The 17565-nt window shown below is 26.2% G+C and carries 22 protein-coding genes; 15 read left to right on the forward strand and 7 right to left on the reverse strand.

Features of this window, described 5'->3' with window-relative positions:
- Nucleotides 1-156 precede the first annotated feature (156 nt).
- Complete coding sequence (locus KXZ80_RS04120) at nt 157-369, reverse strand: DUF378 domain-containing protein (protein WP_021429246.1); 213 nt, start codon at nt 367-369, stop codon at nt 157-159.
- Nucleotides 370-807: 438 nt separating this feature from the next.
- Between KXZ80_RS04120 and KXZ80_RS04125 the strand changes: the two genes are divergently transcribed.
- A complete protein-coding gene (locus KXZ80_RS04125; RefSeq protein WP_021432205.1) occupies nt 808-1449 on the forward strand; it encodes a DUF305 domain-containing protein in 642 nt (213 codons plus the stop codon).
- 129 nt (nt 1450-1578) lie between these two features.
- Here the strand turns inward: KXZ80_RS04125 and KXZ80_RS04130 are convergent, their stop codons facing one another.
- Nucleotides 1579-1734 (reverse strand): YvrJ family protein, encoded by a 156-nt coding sequence (locus tag KXZ80_RS04130; RefSeq protein WP_021432206.1) that lies wholly within the window; start codon nt 1732-1734, stop codon nt 1579-1581.
- 54 nt (nt 1735-1788) lie between these two features.
- Nucleotides 1789-1920 carry a hypothetical protein gene (locus tag KXZ80_RS17720; RefSeq protein WP_021432207.1) on the reverse strand — a complete coding sequence of 44 codons (132 nt, stop codon included), beginning with the start codon at nt 1918-1920 and terminating at the stop codon, nt 1789-1791.
- A 451-nt stretch (nt 1921-2371) separates the two neighbouring features.
- Between KXZ80_RS17720 and KXZ80_RS04135 the strand changes: the two genes are divergently transcribed.
- Nucleotides 2372-2578, forward strand: a complete 207-nt coding sequence (locus KXZ80_RS04135; protein ID WP_021432208.1) for a DUF4177 domain-containing protein — start codon at nt 2372-2374, stop codon at nt 2576-2578.
- A gap of 246 nt (nt 2579-2824) precedes the next feature.
- Nucleotides 2825-3019 (forward strand): ASCH domain-containing protein, encoded by a 195-nt coding sequence (locus tag KXZ80_RS04140; RefSeq protein WP_021432209.1) that lies wholly within the window; start codon nt 2825-2827, stop codon nt 3017-3019.
- A 44-nt stretch (nt 3020-3063) separates the two neighbouring features.
- On the opposite strand, the gene KXZ80_RS04145 is transcribed toward KXZ80_RS04140, so the two are convergent.
- Complete coding sequence (locus KXZ80_RS04145; protein WP_021432210.1) at nt 3064-3546, reverse strand: DUF2975 domain-containing protein; 483 nt, start codon at nt 3544-3546, stop codon at nt 3064-3066.
- 232 nt (nt 3547-3778) lie between these two features.
- Between KXZ80_RS04145 and KXZ80_RS04150 the strand changes: the two genes are divergently transcribed.
- From KXZ80_RS04150 to dltC, 6 genes are all read left to right on the forward strand, one after another.
- Nucleotides 3779-3946 carry a hypothetical protein gene (locus KXZ80_RS04150; protein ID WP_021432211.1) on the forward strand — a complete coding sequence of 56 codons (168 nt, stop codon included), beginning with the start codon at nt 3779-3781 and terminating at the stop codon, nt 3944-3946.
- A 339-nt stretch (nt 3947-4285) separates the two neighbouring features.
- Nucleotides 4286-4867 (forward strand): HD domain-containing protein, encoded by a 582-nt coding sequence (locus tag KXZ80_RS04155; RefSeq protein WP_021432212.1) that lies wholly within the window; start codon nt 4286-4288, stop codon nt 4865-4867.
- Between the two features lie 371 nt (nt 4868-5238).
- Nucleotides 5239-6429: a D-alanyl-lipoteichoic acid biosynthesis protein DltD gene (gene dltD / locus KXZ80_RS04160; protein WP_021432213.1), complete on the forward strand. Its 1191-nt coding sequence runs from the start codon at nt 5239-5241 to the stop codon at nt 6427-6429.
- Between the two features lie 121 nt (nt 6430-6550).
- On the forward strand, nt 6551-8065 hold the full coding sequence (locus tag KXZ80_RS04165) for a D-alanine--poly(phosphoribitol) ligase (protein ID WP_021432214.1): 1515 nt from the start codon (nt 6551-6553) through the stop codon (nt 8063-8065).
- Complete coding sequence (dltB, locus tag KXZ80_RS04170; protein ID WP_021432215.1) at nt 8065-9213, forward strand: D-alanyl-lipoteichoic acid biosynthesis protein DltB; 1149 nt, start codon at nt 8065-8067, stop codon at nt 9211-9213. Before KXZ80_RS04165 ends, dltB begins: the two co-directional genes overlap by 1 nt.
- A 17-nt stretch (nt 9214-9230) precedes the next feature.
- Nucleotides 9231-9461, forward strand: a complete 231-nt coding sequence (gene dltC / locus KXZ80_RS04175; protein ID WP_021428708.1) for a D-alanine--poly(phosphoribitol) ligase subunit 2 — start codon at nt 9231-9233, stop codon at nt 9459-9461.
- Nucleotides 9462-9517: 56 nt separating this feature from the next.
- Here the strand turns inward: dltC and KXZ80_RS04180 are convergent, their stop codons facing one another.
- The gene (locus KXZ80_RS04180) at nt 9518-9820 is read right to left on the reverse strand and encodes a hypothetical protein (protein WP_021428865.1); all 303 of its coding nucleotides are present in this window, start codon (nt 9818-9820) and stop codon (nt 9518-9520) included.
- A gap of 176 nt (nt 9821-9996) precedes the next feature.
- Here KXZ80_RS04180 and murJ point away from each other — a divergent pair, with 176 nt between their 5' ends.
- From murJ to KXZ80_RS04195, 4 genes are all read left to right on the forward strand, one after another.
- Nucleotides 9997-11544 carry a murein biosynthesis integral membrane protein MurJ gene (gene murJ, locus KXZ80_RS04185; RefSeq protein ID WP_021432216.1) on the forward strand — a complete coding sequence of 516 codons (1548 nt, stop codon included), beginning with the start codon at nt 9997-9999 and terminating at the stop codon, nt 11542-11544.
- 177 nt (nt 11545-11721) lie between these two features.
- Nucleotides 11722-12333: a DUF3786 domain-containing protein gene (locus tag KXZ80_RS04190; protein ID WP_021432217.1), complete on the forward strand. Its 612-nt coding sequence runs from the start codon at nt 11722-11724 to the stop codon at nt 12331-12333.
- A gap of 75 nt (nt 12334-12408) precedes the next feature.
- Nucleotides 12409-12531, forward strand: a complete 123-nt coding sequence (locus KXZ80_RS17725) for a hypothetical protein (RefSeq protein WP_021432218.1) — start codon at nt 12409-12411, stop codon at nt 12529-12531.
- Between the two features lie 222 nt (nt 12532-12753).
- Nucleotides 12754-13311 carry an NUDIX hydrolase gene (locus KXZ80_RS04195; protein ID WP_021432219.1) on the forward strand — a complete coding sequence of 186 codons (558 nt, stop codon included), beginning with the start codon at nt 12754-12756 and terminating at the stop codon, nt 13309-13311.
- 68 nt (nt 13312-13379) lie between these two features.
- Here the strand turns inward: KXZ80_RS04195 and KXZ80_RS04200 are convergent, their stop codons facing one another.
- Complete coding sequence (locus KXZ80_RS04200; RefSeq protein ID WP_021432220.1) at nt 13380-14117, reverse strand: hypothetical protein; 738 nt, start codon at nt 14115-14117, stop codon at nt 13380-13382.
- Nucleotides 14118-14331: 214 nt separating this feature from the next.
- Between KXZ80_RS04200 and KXZ80_RS04205 the strand changes: the two genes are divergently transcribed.
- Nucleotides 14332-15270 carry a dipeptidase gene (locus KXZ80_RS04205; RefSeq protein ID WP_021432221.1) on the forward strand — a complete coding sequence of 313 codons (939 nt, stop codon included), beginning with the start codon at nt 14332-14334 and terminating at the stop codon, nt 15268-15270.
- A 46-nt stretch (nt 15271-15316) separates the two neighbouring features.
- On the opposite strand, the gene KXZ80_RS04210 is transcribed toward KXZ80_RS04205, so the two are convergent.
- Nucleotides 15317-15661, reverse strand: a complete 345-nt coding sequence (locus KXZ80_RS04210) for a hypothetical protein (RefSeq protein WP_021432222.1) — start codon at nt 15659-15661, stop codon at nt 15317-15319.
- Nucleotides 15662-15896: 235 nt separating this feature from the next.
- Between KXZ80_RS04210 and KXZ80_RS04215 the strand changes: the two genes are divergently transcribed.
- Nucleotides 15897-17555, forward strand: coding sequence for a sensor histidine kinase (locus KXZ80_RS04215; RefSeq protein ID WP_021432223.1), 1659 nt, complete (start codon nt 15897-15899; stop codon nt 17553-17555).
- The last annotated feature ends 10 nt before the right edge of the window (nt 17556-17565 follow it).

A 17565-nucleotide genomic window follows, 5' to 3' on the forward strand; every position in this document is an offset into this window, starting at 1 on the left:
GTGTTTTATGTATAGTTCTATTTATAGGACAAGTATAAATTATTAATTATTTTAATAATTTATACTTACATATATTGCTATGGAATATAATAGAAGAGCCATTAACGGCTCTCCTATTTTTATGTTTAAAGATTATTTTTAAAATGTGTAATTAGACTACATCATATTAAAGAAATATTCAAATCCAACGTAAATGGCAGCCAATCCTACTAGACCATATATTATTCTACTAAAGCTACTTATATTTCCAAACTCTCCGCTACCTGCAAATAAAGCAGCAACTAAGTCAAATTTAAATAAGCTAACTAGCCCCCAATTTAGAGCTCCAACTAAAACTAAAATTATACAGATATTATAAATAATTTCCATGTAATAAAACCTCCTAAAAAATGTTAATTTATATATAGTTTTAGTCATAAGTTATAAATATATTCAATCAATTAGTATATTTTTACTTTTATTTAATTAATTACTAATTATAAAAATATAATATATGATAATAATATGTATAAACGACATGTATTTATATAGTATTGACATATCAGGTTTAAACTTTTGATTTACTTAGACATTTTCTAACTCTTCATGAATTAAATAAAAAAGTGTATCTAATAAATCTTAATGATTTAATATAGATACACTTTTTATTTATTATTATTAAGTTCATATATATTATTACTTAATGAACTTTTTAATTATAGTTTCAATTAAAAAATAAACTAGATACTAGTTATTGGAATAATTAATTATAAGTATTTAGGCAAAACTAACACAAACTTATAATATTAAAATAATAGGAGAATAAATATGAATAAAAAATCAATATTTTATATTACAGTACTTTTAGTTTGTGTGTTTACAAGTTTAGGATTTAGCAAAAAAAACAGTATTGTTTACAAAGATGATAACATTAAAAAGTACTTAAATGAACAAAAATCAGAAATGAGTACAATGATGGAAAATATGAAAAATATAAAACACACAGGAGATCCAGCAATAGATTTCTTGTATGGTATGATTCCACATCATAAAGCAGCAATTGAAATGTCTGAAAGTTTACTTAAGTATGGTGGGGAAAATGCAGAAATAAAAAAAATAGCTGAAAATATTATAACAAATCAAAGTAAAGAAATAGAAGAAATGGAAGATATCATTAAATGCATGGAATTAAATCCAAATGTAGATGAAAAAAAGGAACAAGATTATCTGAAAGAATACAAGAATTTGTTTAATAAGCATAACAATAATGATATTAATAATGTAAATATTGTAGATAAAGCTTTTGCTATGGAAATGATAAAACACCATGAAATGGCTGTTTCTATGTCTGAAATTGTTTTAAAGTATACAGATAATAAAGATGTAGTTGATTTAGCTCAAAATATCATTGAGTCACAAAAAACTGAAATAAAACAAATGAGAGAAATTATAAATAGTATGGAAAAATAAATCAAAATTACTATAAAAAGTAACTACAAATAAGTTAAATATTATAATTATAATGCTAAAATATTAATTATATATAAAACAAAAAAGTATATCTTACAAATCTTAATGATTTAATATAGATATACTTTTTTATTTCTTATTATTGAGTTCATATATATTATTGATTAATGAATTTATACTAGTACTTAGATTTTCAAGCTTACCTTCTATCCTAATTAATAAATACATAGTAACAATAGCAGGAAAACCTATATTAGATACTAAAGCCATTAAATCTAATTCCATATAAAACATGCCTCCAACCTTACAAATTATTAAAGATATAAGTTTTAGCAACCTTTAAAGCATTTTTAAGCTTCTAGTTTTAACTAGAGTTCTTCCATTTTCACCCAAGCAACAGTCATATTTGATTCTTAATGCTGACATTTGAGCAAGTTCTGAAGTATTTGGATCTAAATTCATATCTGCCATTTTGATTCCTCCTTTTAACATTTAATTTAACTTAAGTATAGTAGGAGGCTATTAAAGCAATCAAAGAAAGAGAATACTGAGATATTGTAAGGTAAATTAATTTGAAAATAATTGTAAATAATTTTATAATCAGTATAATGATGAGGTTAAACGTGTATAAAATTTTAGGTGGAAAAGATTATACGAACAACAAAAAGCACTCAATAATTATGAAATATTAAACAAATTACTTTATTTCAGCGAATATTAAAATTAAGAAATTTATTGTACAAAGTAACGTGGCATACTCTTACACTAATATAAAGTATTTCAAATTAAGAACGCCACAGTTTATGTAACTGATAATAAATGAGTAAAAAACATACTTGTAACAAAGACAAGTACGCAATTGTTATATAATGGGGAAATAGGTGAAGGGAAAGTTATAATTTTTATAGAGGGGTGATATAGTATGTTTGAATATAAATTTATAGAAGTACCATTAAAACAAGGATTTAAAGTGAAAAAAGGCGACCATTTTGAGAAATGCAAAAATATTATTAATGAAGAAGCAAAAAATGGATGGAGATTAAAACAAATAGTTGTTCCACCAGCAGATAATAATGGGATGTACTGTCCATATTGTTATCAAATAGTATTTGAGAAAGAAATAGATTAATACATAATATTGAGACATTGTATTTGCAAATAGAGAGTGTAGTATTGGGCAATTTATTAATTCTCAATCTTAATATAATATCAACAAAAAAGTAGGAGTATCTCAATTAATCGAGATGTTCCTACTTTTTTGTTATTAAAATTATTCCTAATATAAAAACAATAAAATATCTAGAAAACATAGTATATAAATCACGATAAGAGTTAATAATCCTTTGTAAAATAAGCTAAATGTAAGGATAAAGAGTTGTATGATTTATATAAGGTAGACAATGAATCAATACAAAAAAAATATGAATATAGTATTGTTACAGATTGGAATGGTATTGCAAAATGTGTTATAAGAACAAAAGATATTTTTATAGTACCATTTAAAAGTGTAGATGAAAGACTCGCTAACATAGAAGGAGAGAGATGGATATTTAAGTGTACTTTTTTTTAGCCATTACTATATCTAAGTTAACTATTATACCCATTACATTTCTCTTATACAGTTAAATCGTTTTCATTTTTTATTGTTGTTGCTTCATTAATAGTATCCCCTATAACAAAGCATAAAAGAGCTAATATAAAATATATAGCCATTTGTGGGGTAATAAAAATTCCTGGGAATAAATCTATTATTCTCATTCCTGTTACACCATTACATAACATACATACATAATTTAGTACTAAATTTATAAATAGTAAATATCCTAATTTTCTAAATCGTTTTGTATTTTCTGTTATAAAAATGTTTGTTCCAGAACTATCTACTATTTTCAATAATATAATAAACATAGTAAAATAAGATACTCCTACTAAAAATATACTTATTGAAGATACTAACTTATTTGTATTTCTGAAACTTTCTAAAATATATGGAATTCCCCCAAATATACTAAGTACAAGCATTATTCCCCATAGAAAAATTGATATTGTTAATGCATAATATAGCGTATTCTTTGTTTTTCTTGAATTATTTAACATAAAAAATGCCCCCTTTTACTTTATTATAACACTGTTATTATTCCTTAACAATAACATATTATTGTTTATCAATAAAAATATTGAGACGAAATTTTGGAACAAAATATATTATATTATCTATTATTAAAATATAATTTAAAATTGTTAAATCAACTCTATACATAGATATATACTATCTGCTTTAGAAGTAGTTGTTGGTGCAATAGTTGGAATAATAATTTTTAAAGAAACTATGACAGGTCTTCAAGTTTTAGGCGCAATTATAGTTGTATTAGCATCATTAGGCTCAACAGTCTTAGACTATATTCAAAATGCAACATCTGTGTTGGTTGGATATCTACCACCTAAATTAGCAAATCACATTCGTTTTAAGGAAAAAGCAACATCTGAAGAAAAATAATATATTTAAAAGCTTAGGATATTGAATAATAATTCAATATCTTTTTTTATCAATTTTTAGAACTATTTCATTGAAGTATCAATCAGAAAATATATATCTATTATTAAGTTTATTAGATAATAGATTATTTATTAAAAAGGCATAATTTTTATCTAAACCTTTTACTTAGGAGGTTTCTGGAATGAGTAGATATTAAGAGAAGAACTGTGAAGTGTAGATATCGGATTATAAATAGTAACTATGATATAATATGAAATATACTTATTAAGTAATTGTTACACAATAAAAAGTAAATATATTTTATAGATGCAAAATATAAGTCTGGGGGAGTAATTACATATGAACGCATCAACATTTCTAGAAATATTAAAAGTAGCAGAAAAATTAAAATGTACCACTAGGCATTCATGGACATCGAGTGGACGTCATGAGAGTGTAGCTGAACATAGCTGGCGTATCGCATTAATGGCATTATTGATGAGAGATGAATTTCCAAATATTGATATGGATAAGGTAATTCGTATGTGTTTGATTCATGATTTAGGGGAAGCTTTTACAGGAGATATACCTGCATTTGATAAGAGAGAAGAAGATAGTGAAAAAGAGGATGCTATTTTTTTACAATGGATTGAGACATTCCCTGCTCCTCATAGAGAGGAGTTTATAGAACTTTTAGTTGAAATGAATGAACGCAAAACAGGTGAAGCAAAGCTGTATAAAGCATTAGACAACTTAGAAGCAGTGATTCAACATAACGAGGCCGATATTAGCACTTGGATTCCATTAGAATACGATTTACAGTTTACATATGGTTCAGATAAGGTAGAATTTTCATCATATTTAAAAGAATTAAAGAAAGAAATAGATAAAAGAACGAAAGAAAAAATAGTTCAAAATAGTGAAGTTCATATAACTAATTAAAGGATCATTATTAAATAATGATCCTTTAATTAGTTATATGATTAAATTTACTAAAATTTATTAACTAGAGATGAGATAAACTTATTTTAAAAAGTTTACTATGAAATATAGATAGTTAAAATTATAAAATAAATTAAAAATAGGTTTTATGATAAATGTTTTCTAAAAACAGCTTAAAATGGATAAAAACCTAAGAATATAGTTAAAAAATGGTATAAAATGGGAGATGACACAAAAAATTAACTGGAATTTATATAAAAAAAAGAATATAATGACAAAGTGTGACATTTGATTACAATATTGTTATTGAATATATCTAGGCAAAGTACTAATATATTTATAGATTATGAACATTTTAGAGGAGAGTAAGTATGAAAAAATTAATTTATTTCATTATACCATTAGTAGTGGGCGGTATATTTTTATTCGGACTAAATAAATTCCTTGATTCTAAAATTGACTACATGCTTGAAGAAAAAGATTTAAAACCAATAATGAACAATTCTTTAAGTAATATAAAAGATAAAGGCGTTATTGCTAATAACCATTTTTTACAGAAAAAAGATATAATGATGCTAGGATCATCAGAGTTAGGGCATTCAACAAAGCAACACCCTACTTACTATTTTAATACAAACAGAAGTAAAAATGGAGTTATTACGATCGGGAGAGCATATACTCAGAACTTACAAGATACTACTATTTTAGGTAGTTTTGATCCAAGTATAAAGGATAAAAAGGTTGTTTTATTAGTTTCAATGCAGTGGTTTATGGATAAAGAAGGGGTTACTTCTCATCACTATCAGACGAGATTTTCTCCAACTCAATTTTATGCATTTTTAAACAACCCAGATATTTCTAAGGAAAATAAGATTAAATTTGCAAATAGAGCAAGTAAATTATTAATTGGATCAGAAGAATACAAGTCTGAGGCCGTATATGCTAAGTTATATAGTTCTGATACATTTGTATCAAAAGTTGAAAAAGTGCTATTAGCACCTTATTTCGAGTTTAGAGAAGATACAGTAAAACTTAAAGAAAAAGGTATGTTATATGAAAGGTTAGTGAATTTACCTGATAAAAAAGCTTTAGCACCTGGAAAGCCTATTAATTGGAACAAAGAAATGGACCAAGCTATAGTAGATGCTAAAAAGAGAGTAGGTAAAAATAATCTATGTATAGATAAAATATACTATAAAAAGAATTTTGGAAAGAACTTAGATAAAGTAAGAGGTAAATATAAGGATGTGAACCTTGTAGATTCAAAAGAGTTTGATGATTACCAACTTACTCTAGACGTGTGCAACGATTTAGGGATAAAACCTGTAATTGTACTTATACCTGGAATGGATAAGTTTTACAATGTAACGGGTATATCAAAAGATGAAAGATATGAATTCTATAATAAAGCAGGTAATCTTGCAAAACAACATGGTTTTGATGTTATTGATTTAAGATCAAAAGAAAATGAAAAGTATTATTTACGTGATGTAATGCATCTTGGAACGAAAGGTTGGGTAGATGTTTGTGAAAAGTTATTTAAAGAATTTAACCAGCAATAAGTACTTAATGATGAGTATTTGTTTTACGATAATAATAATTGCAGCAATATTAATATTAACATTTACTCCATTTAAAGAATTGCCATTCATATACAATGAGTTTTAATGAGGAGGATTAGACATGAAAATTATTGAAGGTATAAAAAAGTATTCAAATACAGATAGAATAGCATTAAAATGCAATGACGAAAATCTTTCATACAAAGATTTAGATAAGTACTCAGAAGCTATTGCTTTATACTTAAAAGACATTTATGGAGATGAGGATACTCCTATAGTTATATATGGAAATAAAGAAAATAAGATAATGGCATGTATGATAGGGGCTTTAAAATCAGGAAGAGCTTATGTACCGTTAGACATAAGCTTCCCAATAGATAGAGTATTTGAAGTAACAAAAGAAGTTAAACCGAAGGTAGTTTTCAATTTCAGTGAAGAAACTAACTTTGGAGATTTAAATATTGTAAATGAAGAAAAACTTAATGAAATAATAAAAACTTATGAAGGTAAGTCAATATCTAAAGAAAACTGGGTAAAAGATGATGAAAATGCATACATTTTATTTACATCAGGAAGTACAGGAAAGCCAAAAGGGGTACAAATAAGTTCTAATAACTTAGATAGCTTTGTTGATTGGATAAGTCCATACTTAAAAATTGATGGAAGTGAGAAAGTTATAATGAACCAAGCTGCATACTCATTTGATCTTTCAGTAACATCTATATATCCAGGATTAGTTCATGGTGCTACATTATTTTCTTTATCAAAGAAAGTTTTAGCAGATTATAAAGAATTATTTAATCAATTTGGTAAGTCAGATATGGCTGTTTGGGTTTCTACTCCATCATTTGCAGGTGTTTGTGTAACAGAAAATAGTTTTAATAGTGAAATGTTACCAAAATTAGAGTCTATGATATTCATAGGTGAAGCTCTTCCAAAACCTTTAACTAAAGAGTTATTAGAGCGATTCCCAAATACTAGAGTTATAAATGGATATGGACCAACAGAAGCAACAGTAGGTGTCAGTGTAAATGATATGTCAGAAGAACTTATAAATGATGAAAAAAGTTTACCAGTTGGGTATCCTATGGAAAACTGTAAAATAAAGATATTAGATGAAAATGGAAATGAAGTTAAAGAAGGCGAAAAAGGTGAAATTATAATAATTGGACCTTCTGTTTCAAAAGGTTATTTTAATAACAAGGAAAAAACTGATGAAGTATTCTTCTATGGTGAAATAGATGGAGTTAAGTATAGAGCTTACAGAACAGGGGATATGGGATATCTATTAGGTGGGAATATTTACTACTGTGGAAGAAGAGATTTCCAAATAAAATTAAATGGATTTAGAATAGAAATCGAAGATATAGAGAGCAATTTAAGAAAAGTTGAAAATGTTAAAAATGCAATAGTTTTACCAGTTTATAAAAATGAAAAAATTGCTTACTTAAAAGGAATTGTAGAATTAAAAGAAAGTAATTCATTAAGTGATATAAAAAATGGAGTGGTAATAAAAAAAGAATTAGGTAAGTATATCCCTTCATATATGATACCTAGAACTATAAAAATTATAGATGAGTTCCCTACAAATATTAATGGGAAAATAGATAGAAAGAAACTTATGGAGGAAAATTAATGACTTTTTCACAATATGGAGATTATTTTTATCTTTATATATTACTATTAACAGCAATACCAGCAGTGATTTTAGGTTTAAGAGAAAAAAATATAAAGTATTATGGTATGATAGCAACTGCATTCATGATACTTTTAATAGTTGGTGTAAATGTTAGACTTTCATTTTTAATAGCATTTATGGTGTTAGAAATAATAGTAGTAAAAGGATATGAATATGTAAGAAAAAAAACAGATAGCAAATTGGTTTATAGACTATTTTTGCTAGCTTCTATGTCTCCTATTATAATAAATAAAATTTCGCCGCTTACATCATTTGGAGCAATAGGGTTTATAGGTATATCATACCTAAACTTTAGAACTATACAAATGGTAATTGAAATTTATGATGGAGCAATTAAAGAAGTTAAAATTTCAACAATGCTTTATTTTGTATTGTTTTTCCCAACATTAAGTTCTGGGCCGATCGATAGATCAAGAAGATTTGAAAAAGACTTAGAAAAGAAGATACCTAAAGAGGAATATATAGATGATTATTTAATACCAGGTATTAAAAAGATATTCATGGGTGTTGGATATAAATTTGTAATAGCATTTTTAGTAAACACATATTGGATGTCAAAAATACCTTCAGAAATAAACTTTGCAAATGCTATGAGTTATATGTATGCATATAGCTTATATTTATTCTTTGACTTTGGAGGATATAGTTTATTTGCTGTGGGAACAAGTTATATATTTGGTATAAAAGCACCAGATAACTTCGATAAGCCATTCTTAAGTAAGGATATGAAAGAATTCTGGACAAGATGGCATATAAGTCTTTCAAGATGGTTTGGGGATTATATTTTCTCTAGATTTGTAATTGCATCTATGAGAAAGAAAAGATTTAAGAAAAGAGCTACAGCATCTCATGTTGCACAAATGATTACAATGATAACTATGGGATTTTGGCATGGTTTAACATGGTTTTACATTGTGTACGGGATATACCAAGGGGTAGTGCTTGTACTTACAGATATGTATCAAAAGAAATCAAAGTTTTACAAAAAACATAAAAAAGATAAGTGGTTTGAGATTGTACAAATTGTTATAACATTCCATATAGCATGCTTTGGATTGTTAATTTTCTCAGGTTACTTTGCTTAATTTAAGGAGGATATAAAATGCAAGAGACAGTTATAGGAATTTTTGAAGATGTTTTAGGTTGTGACGAAATAAGAGAGGATTTAAATTTAAATTTATTTGAAGCAGAACTTTTAGATTCATTAGCGATAATAGAAGTTTTACTTGAAATTGAAGAAAGACTAGGAATAACACTTCAACCAACAGATTTAGAAAGAAGTGACATGGCAACAGTAAATAACTTAGTTAAGTTCTTAGAAGGTAGAAAATAATAAAATTTAATAATAAATAAAATTAAGGAGGAAATTTTATTTCCTCCTTGGTTTATTTATAAAACATCGATATAATCCATATATTCAACTATATCATTATAAATTTCAAATACAGGACTTATATTTTTCATAGTATTATCAAAGTACAATTTTATAACATCGTCAGTTTTATAAAGAACTAAATCTTTATTATCTTGATTTGTAAAAGATATAGTTTTTTCACTGTTATACTCATCAACATCAATAGTTTTTACAACACAATTATGTTTGCTTATTTTTGTAGCAATGTTGAAAAGTAAATCATCAGTGCAGTTTTCTAGTCTTAAAACTAGACAATGATATGTAGTTTTAAAATTCATGGGAACCTCCTTGAATAAAGTCAAAATTTGGCATATTATAATGCCATATAAAAATTTTAACACATTTATATAAAAAAACAAATTTGCAAAATATAAAAATAAATATATAATATATAAAATAGACTAGTTAAGGAAATAATTAAATTAAACTTAAGATTCAGAGGAGACGAAGTTTTATGTCAAAAGTAGCAAAAGCAGCTGTCGGTTTAATGGCTGCAACATTAATAGCCAAGATACTAGGATTTGGGCGTGAGCTAGCACTAGCATCAGCGTATGGAGCATCAGGTACTAGTGATGCATTCTTAGTAGCTATGAATATACCAGCAGTTATATTCTCGGCAATAGGAACATCTTTAGGAACTGCATTTATACCTCTATATTGTGACCTAGAGGCTAAACAAGGAAAAAAAGCTTCCCTTAGATTTTCGAATAACGTACTTAATATAGTTGTTTTGTTATGTTTAATAACTTCTTTAGTAGGAGTTGTTTTTACAGAACCAATTGTTAAGTTGTTTGCGGTTGGATTTAAAGGAGAAACATTAACTCAAGCTATATATTTTACAAGAGTACTAATTCTTGGAATGGCATTTTTAGGAATGAGTTACATAATGATGGCATTTTTACAAGTTAAAGAAAATTTTGTAATACCAGGGCTTATGTCTGTACCGTATAATATGCTTATTATAATTTCTATATTTTTAAGTGTAACAATTAATCCAAACTTACTACCTTGGGGTACTTTAATTGGATTATCTTTACAATTTATATTCCAATATCCATTTGCTCGTAAAAAGGGATTTAAGTACAGACCATATATAAATTTAAAAGATGAATACTTAAAGAGAATGTTATGGCTAATAGGACCTGTTTTAATAGGTGTAGCGGTAACTCAAGTTAATAGTATAGTAGATAGAACAATAGCTTCTACATTGGTAGAAGGAAGTATTTCTGCGCTTAATTATGCAACAAAATTAAATCAGTTTGTAATGGGTATGTTTATAGTTTCTATATCTTCGGTTATATACCCAATGCTTTCTAAATTATCTACAGAGAATAATAAGAAGAAATTTAAAGAATCAATAGTAACAGCTATAAACGTAGTTACATTAATAATAATACCTATTTCTGTAGGCGCTATAATACTTGCTGAGCCTATAGTTAAATTATTATTCCAAAGAGGAGAGTTTGATGCTAGAGCTACGCAAATGACAGCTATAGCACTTATATTCTATTCAATTGGTATGTTAGGATTTGGACTAAGAGATATTTTAGGAAAAATATTCTATTCATTACAAGATACTAAAACACCAATGATAAATGGTATTATTGCAATGGTATTAAATATTGTATTAAACTTAGCTTTTGTAAAATATACTAATATGGGATTAGGTGGGCTTGCATTTGCTACAAGTATTTCTTCTTTAGTAACTATAGCTTTATTATCTGTAAGTTTAAGAAGAAAAATAGGTGCGTTCGGTGGTAAGAAAATTATCTCAGTTCTTATAAAGTCGATAATAGCTGCACTTTTAATGGCGCTTGTAACTAAATTTACGTATAATGTTATAGATGCATTTTTAAGTGCTGGATTTATACAAGATGCAATTAAATTAGCTATATCTGTAGGCTTAGGTGCTATAGTATATGCAGTTTCAATAATTGTATTAAGAGTAGATGAAGTTAAATTAATATTTAAAATGATAAATAAAAAAGTAAAACGTAAATAAATAAGTAAAATATAGAGAAAAAAAGCTACAGATTAATCTGTAGCTTTTTTGTTTTAAAATTATTAATATATATAATAGTTAGAAAATAAAGTTTATTTAACAATAAAAAGGAAATATATGTTAACTTGTAGAAATATAATATTAAAGTAAGAAAAAATAAAATAAATAGGTGATGTAATGAGTAATAAATTAAATGAAGGTAATTATGAGTTTGTTTTAAAACATACAATAAAAAGCTTTCAACAATCCAATATTGATCAAATATTACAAATGTCAAATTCTACATACAATCATGATGAAAATTACTTCGAAATTAAATTCCTAAACACATTTTTAAAAGTACAATATCCATCTGGAAAAATCTTAACAGAATCTAATGAAATTATAACTGACACAGCTACAAATATATTGATATTAAGGTTTTTAACTAATGCAAAGGGAATAAAAGAAACTAAAAAATACTTAACTTACAAAGAAATTGAAGGTGGATATGTTTATTATCCAAATTTTAAATCGAGAACTATTAAGAAATTAATTGATAGTTATGGTAAGGAAATAGAAAAATTTAAATTACATATGGAAAACATAGGGGCTGAAAAATTAGAAATAGGGGATATTTCATATAAGGTAAGATTTATAAATGATACTTATGTTGTGTTTGTTTTATGGGAAGGCGATGAGGAGTTAGAGCCATCTGGAAATATATTATTTGACGCTAATATAAGCTATTATTTTAATGCTGAGGACTTAGCAGTTGTTCCAGAGATAATATTACTAAATTTAAAATAAATATTGAATTAGAATGTCATAAATTGTTAATTATCATAATATATACTATTAATAGATTAGAGGGGGTACCTAATTATGAATATATCTGGAAGTATAAGAAATGTGAAGAAAAAACAAAGTAAATTATACACATTGCTTGCAATAGCTGATGTATTAGTACTAGCTGCTTCATTTGGAATTATAATGATAAATTATTAGAAGTAAAAGGCTGTTTCATTTGAGACAGCTTTTTTACGCTTAAATAAATTATGATTGCTAAAAATCTTCAAATAACCCATTAAACTTATGTATATCAAAATTATATGTTTTGAGCGTAAAAAAGCCTTTGAGAAACGGACGAAGTCGTTGGCGAAATGAGTGGAGCGAATTTTTTTCATTTATATTATAATGGTATATATAATAAAAACTTGGGAGGATACGATGGAATATATAGAGCAAATAAAAAACTATAAACCTATAAATGAGCAGGAAAAAAATGATAGAGAATTAATATTAGAGTGTATAGAAAAGTACGATAATATATTAACTAGAGATAATAAAATTTGTCATATAACAAGCTCAGGATTTATTGTTAATAAAAATAGAGATAAAGTACTTATGATACATCACAATATATACAACTCATGGGGATGGACAGGTGGTCATGCAGATGGAGATAGTGATTTATTAAATGTAGCTATAAAAGAAGCTAAAGAAGAAACTGGAATTAAAAGTGTTAAACCGATAACTGATGAAATTTGTTCGATAGAAATTTTAACAGTTAATTCTCATATAAAGAGAGGAAATTTTGTATCAGCACATTTGCATTTATCCGTAGCTTATATTTTAGAAGCTGATGAAAATGAAGAGCTTTTTATTAAGGAAGATGAAAATAGTGGAGTGAGATGGATACCAATAGATGAAATTGAGGAGAATGTAAATGAGGAGCATATGATAAGTATTTACAATAAACTTATACAAAAAGCTAAAAATATTTAAAAAATTAAGCTATGCTAGAACTTAGCTATTTGAATATAAGTTCTAGCATAGCTTTTTTATTTTAAGACTTAAGACGTTAGTCTATAGTTATTTTTACATGATTCTAACATTTTTTCTAATTTAATTTTTGGATCTTTATTATTATGACGAGGATTTGAAGCTTGCTTTAAATAATTTTTATATTCTTTAGATTCTCTTTTGAAAAATTTGTATATAGAAAGATTAAATAGATTTTCATTTTCTTTGAAATTAATATAGTTTAGATAAGAGTTTTTGATATCATGATTAGAGCTTAATAAATCATGTATTTTAGATTTTATTATATCTAAATTGTTTATTAGATTTTCTGTATTTATATCGAGTTCAGTGTTAACAAATGAACAGTTTTTAGAGCTATTAGTGAGAATAGATAATACGTCATACTGAGCTAATTTTATTTCTTTTACAAAATAATTATATAAGAAGAATAAATCTCCCAGTTCTTTTTCAGGTTTAAATTCTCCTTGCGAAATTAATTTAATTGACTTTAATTCTTTATCTGATGATACAGTAAGCTGCGTTCCATTATTAAAAACTATGGTGTTAGGAAATGAAATGTCTTTAAAATCAATGGGACCAACTAAAATTTTATCTTTAACTTTAAAAAAACTTTCTCCTTGGTATATTATAAAATCATCACCATAATTATAGTAAATAGTCTTGGTTGGAACTACATCACCAGATTTAAATTCATCTAACTTATCATAAGATTTTATTATATTACCACTATTGCCTAGTATTGGATAATAGAAACATTCAAATAACATATAAATCCTCCTATTTTTATATTATAATTTGTTAAAAAATTATTTATCTTATACTTTAAATATAGCTAAAGCTCCTATATATAGCAACTATAATATTAAAAGAAAATAAGATTAAAAACATCAATCATTGACATTTATATTTATTATAGATATTTAAAGGAACTAAACCTATAATATTAGTATATGAATAAAATAAAATTTGGGGGTATTTTAAGTGAAATTTATAGATTTACATTGTGATACGATAGATTTATTAATGTTAGGAAAAGGTGGAAGTAATTTAAGTCAAAATGAACACTGCATAGATATAAAAAAGCTTAAAGAAGGAAACTGTTTAGCGCAGACATTTGCATTATATGTTGATATTGATGAGCATAAAAATGCATATAAGCATTGTATGAATATGGCAAATAAATTCCATGAAGAGATAAAATTAAATAATGAATTTATAGGCTTAGCTACTAACTATACAGATATAATAAAAAATGAAAAAGAAGGTAAAATGAGTGCACTTTTAGCAATAGAGGAAGGTGCTGTTTTAGAAGGCAATTTAGAAAATTTGAGAAAATTCTATGATCTTGGAGTTAGAATGATTACATTAACATGGAATCATGAAAATGAAATTGGATATCCACATGTAAAGCCGGAGAATATAACTAAAGGACTAAAGCCTTTTGGGATTGAAGTTGTTGAAAATATGAATGATTTAGGCATGATTGTAGATGTATCACACTTATCTGATGCAGGTTTTTATGATGTAGCAAAAATATCTAAAAAACCATTTATTGCAACTCACTCAAATTCAAGAGAAATGACTAAACATAGTAGAAACTTAACTGATGAAATGATTAAGATATTAGCAAATGCAGGAGGAGTAACTGGAATAAACTTCTGTAGTGCATTTATAGGAGAAACTCCTATGACTATGATAAGTGATATGGTAAGACATATAAAACATATCAGAAATGTAGGAGGAATAGATGTAATAGCACTTGGTTCAGACTTTGATGGAATAGAGTCTCCTGTTGAAATTAAAAACTCAAGTGAGATGAATAAGCTTGCAATACAGTTGGAAAAAGAAGGTTTTAAAGTTGATGAAATAGAAAAGATTTTCTATAAAAATGCACTTAGAGTAATTAAAGATGTAATGTAAAAAACAGGCTCATTCTATTTAATAGAATGAGCCTGTTTTTGAGTGTCTATTTTATTAACTCTAAGTATCCACTTGGGTGGAAATAGTAAATATGACTAGTATCTTGATCAACGAAATATCCCATATCAGTTTCAACGTCTGGTAAGAATACGTATCCTTTTAAACCTTTGTCTTGTAAAGCTTTAAAATTATCTGAAGTTCCTTGGAATATGTAATTTACTTTGTCATTATTATTTATTAAAAGCTGTTGTGCATCAGCTTGAGTTAATGTATGTTGTTTTTGAACAGTTGCTTGATTATTATTTTCTTGAGCAAAAGTTATTTCATGAGTAGGATTTACTAAAAATAGTCCTCCAACTAATATTGATAAAACTAAGATTGATTTTTTCATATGTAAAACCCCTTTTCTTTATATAATATTTATTTAAGTATAATTGCTTATGTCTTTCTATATTTAAATATTACCATAGAAAAAATATAGATAACAGTTACACCGTTGTTACTTACGGTTACGAAATTGTAATTAAAAATGTGTTTAAAATACAAGTTAATAAATGTGAATATATACTCTTTTTAATTCCTATTATATAATTAATATGTATGAAATTTTATTGAGAGAGGTTTTTATGGCAGGAGAAGGAATCGTACTTAATTTACTAGAAAAAACTAGTTTTCTAATAGTGATTTTAATTTTAATGAGTAAAATTAAAATCTTAAAGAATATATTAAAAAGTGAGCAAAATAATAAAAGAAATTTAATTATAATTTCAGGTGTATTTAGTTTTCTTGCTATTGTAGGAACGTACCTTGGAATAGATGTGGATGGCTCTATGGCAAATGTACGAAATATTGCGATAGTTTCAGGCGGAATGTTGTTTGGACCTATAGTAGGGGCTACAGCAGGCATTATTGCAGGAGTTCATAGGTTTTTAATTGATATAAATGGAATAACAGCAATACCTTGCTTTTTAACTAGTGTGCTGGCAGGTGTTTTATCAGGATATTTATGCAATAGAGTAGATAGTGATAAAAAATGGGTGGTTGGAATAATATGTGGAATGTTTGTTGAAAGCATGAGCATGGAAATTATTTTAATATTATCAAGACCTTATGATATAGCTGTATCTATTGTAAGACACATATATATACCTATGATGATAGGTCAAGTTGGAATAGGTTTTTTAATATCTATTTTACAGAGTTTAAGAAGAGAAAAAGAAGAAATTGCAGCGCAACAAGCAAAGTTATCACTTGATATAGCAAACAAAACACTTCCATATTTTAGGAATATGAATAAAAACTCATTAAATAAAGTTTGTGAAATAATAAAAAATGATATAGATGCTGATGCTGTGTCGATTACAGATAGGAAGGTTGTATTGTCTTATGTTGGAATAGGAGAAGATTATTTTAAAAATAATAATAAGACTTTAAGCAATATAACTAAAGAATGTATTATTAAAGGTGAAATTATATATATAAAAGAAGAACAAGAAGAATATTTAGTTGATAAAAAAACTCCTTTAAAAACAGCTATGATAATTCCCTTGAAAGAAAATGATGAAACTGTAGGAACATTAAAAATATACTACTCAAAGCAACGTGAAATAACAGAATCTAGACAAGCATTAGCTATTGGATTATCTCAAATGATATCTACATTGATGGAAATATCTAAGGTTGAGCAAATGAAAGAGGCCGCAAATAAAGCTGAAATAAAGGCATTACAAACTCAAATAAACCCACATTTTTTATTTAATGCATTAAACACAATAACTTCATTTATACGAATAAATCCAGATATAGCTAGAAATTTAATTATAAATTTAGCTATTTTTCTAAGATATAATTTAGAGTTTAGTGACACGACTATAGATATAAAAAAAGAATTAGAACAAGTGAAAGCATATGTTGAAATCGAAAAAGCAAGATTTGGAGACAAGTTAAATGTAATTTATGATATAGATGAAGATGTTAATATAAAAATACCGAGTTTAATAATTCAACCATTAGTTGAAAATGCAATTATACATGGAATAAGAGCTAATGGAGGGCATGGAACTGTTAAAATTAGTGTTAAAAATAAAACTAATAAAATATATATAAGTGTAGAAAATGATGGAGTAACTATAGATAAAGATATAATAAAAAAAGTTAAAAATGGAAATATGCCAGAAAATAAAATTGGACTTTATAATGTGCATTTAAGAATGAAACTTATGTATGGTAAAGGCTTAAGTATAAAAAGACTAAATCCAGGTACAAAAATAGAATTTTCAATATAGGAGGATTTAC

Origin of the sequence: Paraclostridium bifermentans, assembly GCF_019916025.1 — a bacterium.
Taxonomy (GTDB): domain Bacteria; phylum Bacillota; class Clostridia; order Peptostreptococcales; family Peptostreptococcaceae; genus Paraclostridium; species Paraclostridium bifermentans.

Bases quoted from the DNA above. Each gene is read 5' to 3' on its own strand.
- KXZ80_RS04120 (WP_021429246.1), bottom strand. From the start codon at position 369: ATGGAAATTATTTATAATATCTGTATAATTTTAGTTTTAGTTGGAGCT.
- KXZ80_RS04125 (WP_021432205.1), top strand. From the start codon at position 808: ATGAATAAAAAATCAATATTTTATATTACAGTACTTTTAGTTTGTGTG.
- KXZ80_RS04130 (WP_021432206.1), bottom strand. From the start codon at position 1,734: ATGGAATTAGATTTAATGGCTTTAGTATCTAATATAGGTTTTCCTGCT.
- KXZ80_RS17720 (WP_021432207.1), bottom strand. From the start codon at position 1,920: ATGGCAGATATGAATTTAGATCCAAATACTTCAGAACTTGCTCAAATG.
- KXZ80_RS04135 (WP_021432208.1), top strand. From the start codon at position 2,372: ATGTTTGAATATAAATTTATAGAAGTACCATTAAAACAAGGATTTAAA.
- KXZ80_RS04145 (WP_021432210.1), bottom strand. From the start codon at position 3,546: ATGTTAAATAATTCAAGAAAAACAAAGAATACGCTATATTATGCATTA.
- KXZ80_RS04150 (WP_021432211.1), top strand. From the start codon at position 3,779: ATGACAGGTCTTCAAGTTTTAGGCGCAATTATAGTTGTATTAGCATCA.
- KXZ80_RS04155 (WP_021432212.1), top strand. From the start codon at position 4,286: ATGAACGCATCAACATTTCTAGAAATATTAAAAGTAGCAGAAAAATTA.
- dltD (WP_021432213.1), top strand. From the start codon at position 5,239: ATGAAAAAATTAATTTATTTCATTATACCATTAGTAGTGGGCGGTATA.
- KXZ80_RS04165 (WP_021432214.1), top strand. From the start codon at position 6,551: ATGAAAATTATTGAAGGTATAAAAAAGTATTCAAATACAGATAGAATA.
- dltB (WP_021432215.1), top strand. From the start codon at position 8,065: ATGACTTTTTCACAATATGGAGATTATTTTTATCTTTATATATTACTA.
- dltC (WP_021428708.1), top strand. From the start codon at position 9,231: ATGCAAGAGACAGTTATAGGAATTTTTGAAGATGTTTTAGGTTGTGAC.
- KXZ80_RS04180 (WP_021428865.1), bottom strand. From the start codon at position 9,820: ATGAATTTTAAAACTACATATCATTGTCTAGTTTTAAGACTAGAAAAC.
- murJ (WP_021432216.1), top strand. From the start codon at position 9,997: ATGTCAAAAGTAGCAAAAGCAGCTGTCGGTTTAATGGCTGCAACATTA.
- KXZ80_RS04190 (WP_021432217.1), top strand. From the start codon at position 11,722: ATGAGTAATAAATTAAATGAAGGTAATTATGAGTTTGTTTTAAAACAT.
- KXZ80_RS17725 (WP_021432218.1), top strand. From the start codon at position 12,409: ATGAATATATCTGGAAGTATAAGAAATGTGAAGAAAAAACAAAGTAAA.
- KXZ80_RS04195 (WP_021432219.1), top strand. From the start codon at position 12,754: ATGGAATATATAGAGCAAATAAAAAACTATAAACCTATAAATGAGCAG.
- KXZ80_RS04200 (WP_021432220.1), bottom strand. From the start codon at position 14,117: ATGTTATTTGAATGTTTCTATTATCCAATACTAGGCAATAGTGGTAAT.
- KXZ80_RS04210 (WP_021432222.1), bottom strand. From the start codon at position 15,661: ATGAAAAAATCAATCTTAGTTTTATCAATATTAGTTGGAGGACTATTT.
- KXZ80_RS04215 (WP_021432223.1), top strand. From the start codon at position 15,897: ATGGCAGGAGAAGGAATCGTACTTAATTTACTAGAAAAAACTAGTTTT.